This is a genomic window from Bradyrhizobium oropedii (genome assembly GCF_020889685.1).
In the GTDB taxonomy this organism is placed as follows: Bacteria; Pseudomonadota; Alphaproteobacteria; order Rhizobiales; family Xanthobacteraceae; genus Bradyrhizobium; species Bradyrhizobium oropedii.
The window spans coordinates 1-4,370 of the sequence record NZ_JACMYO010000330.1 but is presented as its reverse complement, the minus strand read 5'-3'; the positions used below and the strand labels follow the sequence as shown (position 1 = coordinate 4,370).

Annotated in this window: 4 protein-coding genes; 2 read left to right on the top strand and 2 right to left on the bottom strand. The window is 65.7% G+C overall.

The window, feature by feature from the left end:
- Nucleotides 1-249 precede the first annotated feature (249 nt).
- Together H8A95_RS41720 and H8A95_RS41715 are read right to left on the bottom strand one after the other, a co-directional pair.
- On the bottom strand, nucleotides 250-558 hold the full coding sequence (locus H8A95_RS41720) for a hypothetical protein (RefSeq protein WP_229188274.1): 309 nt from the start codon (nucleotides 556-558) through the stop codon (nucleotides 250-252).
- A gap of 111 nt (nucleotides 559-669) precedes the next feature.
- Nucleotides 670-1,587, bottom strand: a complete 918-nt coding sequence (locus tag H8A95_RS41715) for a LysR family transcriptional regulator (protein ID WP_229188273.1) — start codon at nucleotides 1,585-1,587, stop codon at nucleotides 670-672.
- Nucleotides 1,588-1,834: 247 nt separating this feature from the next.
- Between H8A95_RS41715 and H8A95_RS41710 the strand changes: the two genes are divergently transcribed.
- Both H8A95_RS41710 and H8A95_RS41705 read left to right on the top strand, forming a co-directional pair.
- Nucleotides 1,835-3,148 (top strand): MFS transporter, encoded by a 1,314-nt coding sequence (locus tag H8A95_RS41710; protein ID WP_229188272.1) that lies wholly within the window; start codon nucleotides 1,835-1,837, stop codon nucleotides 3,146-3,148.
- 19 nt (nucleotides 3,149-3,167) lie between these two features.
- A complete protein-coding gene (locus H8A95_RS41705) occupies nucleotides 3,168-4,241 on the top strand; it encodes a tartrate dehydrogenase (protein WP_229188271.1) in 1,074 nt (357 codons plus the stop codon).
- The last annotated feature ends 129 nt before the right edge of the window (nucleotides 4,242-4,370 follow it).

Sequence of the window (4,370 nt, the reverse complement as noted above, 5' to 3'; positions counted from 1 at the left end):
AAAGCAGGGACGACGATGAGGATGGTTCTCGCTCCGTGTCACACCGCATGCTGTCATCACCCGCGAAAGCGAAAGCGGGTGATCCAGTATTCCAGAGACAGCAGTGCTTCAACCGAGAGGCCGCGGCGTACTGGATCACCCGGTCGAGTGTTCAGCCCGGGGACTTGACCGACGGGTGTAGATGGGACGCTGAGCTACCCCGGTTGTTTTGTCGCACTCGTAGGATGGGCGAACAGACCCCGAGCCAGTCTACTGGCACACCGGCGCGGTCAGTTTTGGGTCAGCAGGTCTTGCCGACCAATACGCCCGCTGACTGAGCTCTGCTTCGTTTGTCGCGGGAGCACATACGTAGCTCGTCTTGCCAACGCACATGGGCGAGCCAATCGAGTAGATGAGGTTGTCGTAGATGCAATAGCTGCCAATGCCAGACGGCAGATCGGTCGGCGGCGCTGTGGAGCCCCCGAAATAGGGCTGCGATGAAGCGCCGGGCGTCCTGTCCTGTGCCGCGGCCGCATGCAGGGAAATCATAAGCGTCAGACACGTGACGATGCGTAGCATGGTCCCTCCGGTCAAAGAATGCCGGCGAAGCGTCGGGCGACTTCCAGCGCGGGAAGCACTTGCAGCCGCGACGGATCGCTAGCAGGCTAACATGACACTTGCTTTGCGTCGTCACGCCTCCCGCGCATAAGCCTTCAACCTTGCCTCCAGCACTGCGATCACCTGATCGCGGATCGGATCGCGGGAGCCTTTCAGCCAGGCGGCGGCGAGCGGCAGGCGACCGGCGCTGCTGCCGCGCTTGAGGCGGAGGGGAACGAAACGCACGCCCGGGATCGCCATCCGCGCGGTCCAGCGCGGCACGATGGCGACGCCGAGCCTTGCGGCGACCATGTTGACGATGGTCTGCTTCTCGTCGGCGATCTCCTGGATCCGCGGCGCCAGTCCGGCCTCGTCGAAAAGTTTGGTCGTGAGATCGTGGCTGTGCGGGCGCGAGCGGCGCTCCGGCACGATCAGGGGCTGATCCGCGATGTCGGGCAGCACGATCTGCTTGCGCCGCGCCAGCGCGTGCTTATGCGACAGCGCCACCACCGCGGTTTCCTGCAGCAGCGGGACGAACTCGATGCGGCGGTCGGGCCGCTCCGGCGGCCGCACGAAGGCGAGATCGAGTGCGCCAGACAGCAGCTTCGGCAGCAGCCGGATGGTCTTCTCCTCGAGCAACTGCACGGCGACGTCGGGATGGGCGGTGCGGAGGTCGCGCAGCAGCGGCGGCAGCAGGCCAGCCGCGGCACTGTCGATCGCGCCGATCCGGAAGCGTCGCGCCTGAGGCTTGCGCAACCGCCTGCGAAAACCGTTCTCGATTGCTTCGGCCCGGTCGAGCAGCGCGCGGCCCTCGCGCAGCAGCACAGCACCGTCTTCGGTCAGCGACACCGCGCGCGTGGTGCGCGCGAACAGCCGCACCCCGAGATCCTCCTCCAGCAGCTTGATGTGCCGGCCCAGCGCCGACGGCATCATCTGCAGGCGCTGCGCGGCGCGGCCGAAATGCAGTTCCTCGGCCGCCGCCACGAAGCAGCGAAGCTGGTGCAGTTCCAAGACGTACTCCAGTGCTAGCCGGCGTCATTGCGGGCGCAAGCGAAGCAATCCATTGAGACGGCATATGCGGAGCGATGGATTGCTTCGTCGCTTCGCTCCTCGCAATGACGGGCGACGGCGCCGAGATTATATCATTTTTTTGTATAAACCCACGCGGATTGAATCGGAAGGGTGCGCCCCTCTAGGCTTCCCGGTGGCGCGGCAAAATGCGCCGTCCCAACAACAATACGAACCCCTGAGGAAGCCCATGGAAAGCGAGCTTGGCACGCGCGTGTTGCGCAAGATCACCCTGCGCATCGTGCCGTTCATCATGCTGCTGTACTTCGTGGCCTTCGTCGACCGCGTCAATATCGGCTTCGCCTCGCTGACCATGAACAAGGACATCGGCCTGTCGCCGACGGTCTATGGCTTTGGCGCCGGTATCTTCTTCTGGGGCTACTTCCTGTTCGAGGTGCCCTCCAACATCATCCTGCACAAGATCGGCGCGCGGATCTGGATCGCGCGGGTGATGATCACCTGGGGCCTGGTCTCGGCGGCGATGGCGCTGGTGCAGGGTGCGACCAGCTTCTACGTGCTGCGCTTCCTGCTCGGCGCCGCAGAGGCCGGCTTCTTCCCCGGCATCATCCTTTACCTCTCCTACTGGTTCCCGGCGCGGCAGCGCGCCGCCGTCACCGCCCTGTTCATGGCCGCAGCGCCGCTGTCGACCGTGCTCGGCTCGCCGGTCTCCGGCGCGCTGCTGGAGATGGACGGCCTGCTCGGCTTCAAGGGCTGGCAATGGCTGTTCGTACTGGAAGCCGTTCCGGCCGTGCTGCTCGGCTTCGTCGTGCTCGGCTTCCTGACCGACCGGCCGGAACAGGCCAGATGGCTCGCCGATGACGAGCGCGCCTGGCTGGTCAAGACCATGAAGGCCGAGACCGACGGCAAAGCCGCCACCGCGAGCCACAGCATCTGGCGCGGCCTTGCCGACCCGCGCGTGCTGGCGCTGGCGCTGGTCTATTTCGGCACCTCGGCCGGGCTTTATACGCTCGGGGTGTGGGCGCCGCAGATCATCAAGGCGTTCGGCCTGTCGTCGATCCAGGTCGGCTTCCTCAACGCGGTGCCGGCGACCATCGCCGTCGTCGCGATGGTGCTGTGGGCGCGGCATTCCGACCGCACCGGCGAACGCACCTGGCACGTTGTGATCGCCTGCCTGATCGCGGCGGCAGGCCTCGCGCTTGCCGGATTGTGGACCAGCCTTGCCGCCGTGATCGCGGCGCTGACGCTCGTCAATATCGGCATCTCCTCGTCGAAGCCGCCGCTGTGGAGCATGCCGACCATGTTCCTGTCAGGCTCCGCCGCCGCGGCCGGGATCGCCACCATCAACTCGATCGGCAATCTCGGCGGCTTCGTCGGGCCTGCGATGATCGGCTGGATCAAGGAACGCACCGGCAGCTTCGAGGGCGGTCTTTATTTCGTCGCCGGCCTGCTGGTGCTGTCGGCCGTACTCACGCTGCTGCTGTCGCGCGCACAAGCCGCAACAGCGCAAACCGAACCGCAACCCAAACCCGTGCGAACCCACTAACTCATCCGGAGACGAACCCATGCGTACCCATTCCATCGCCGCCATTCCCGCCGACGGCATCGGCCCCGAAGTGATCTCCGCCGGTGTCCGTGTGCTGGAGGCGCTGGCCAAGCGCTCAGGCGACATCAGCTTCAACGTCAAGACCTTCGACTGGGGCTCGGACTATTACAAGAAGCACGGCGTGATGATGCCGGCCGACGGGCTCGCCGAATTGAAGAAGTTCGACGCGATCTATTTCGGCGCGGTCGGCGCGCCCGACGTGCCCGATCACATCACGCTGTGGGGCCTTCGCTTACCGATCTGCCAGGGCTTTGACCAATACGCCAATGTGCGGCCGACAAAAATCCTGCCCGGCGTCGCCTCGCCGTTGCGCAATGTCGGCGTCGGCGATCTCGACTGGGTGATCGTGCGCGAGAATTCCGAAGGCGAATATGCCGGCATGGGCGGCCGCGCACACAAGGGCCTGCCGGAGGAAGTCGGCACCGAAGTCGCGGTATTCACCCGGGTCGGCGTGACGCGGATCATGCGTTACGCATTCCAGCTCGCGCAGTCGCGGCCGCGCAAATTCCTCACCGTGGTGACCAAATCGAACGCGCAGCGCCACGGCATGGTGATGTGGGACGAGATCGCCGCCGAAGTGGCGAAGGAATTTCCCGATGTCACCTGGGACAAGATGCTGGTCGACGCCATGACGGTGCGGATGACGCTGCACCCGAAGAGCCTCGACACCATCGTCGCCACCAATCTGCACGCCGACATTCTCTCCGACCTCGCCGGCGCGCTGGCCGGCAGCCTCGGCGTGGCGCCGACCGGCAACATCGACCCGCAGCGCCGCTTCCCCTCGATGTTCGAGCCGATCCACGGCTCGGCCTTCGACATCACCGGCAAGGGCATCGCCAACCCGGTCGCGACCTTCTGGACCGGCGCGCAGATGCTGGAGCATCTCGGCGAAAAGGACGCCGCCGCGCGCCTGATGGCGGCGGTCGAGAAGGTGTGCGCGGCCGGCGTGCTGACGCCCGACGTCGGCGGCAAGGCGACGACGAAGGAAGTGACCGACGCGGTGATCGACGCGATCCATGGATCGAATGTGTAGGGGGCGGTCGCTACCGCCGCGTCATGCAGTGAGGCGGGCACGCCAGTCGGCGCTCCCTCCCCCACGCAACCGGGGTCTACCCCGGTTGCGCATCGTAAGTTTGCGCAAGTCGGGCGAGCCCGACTTGCG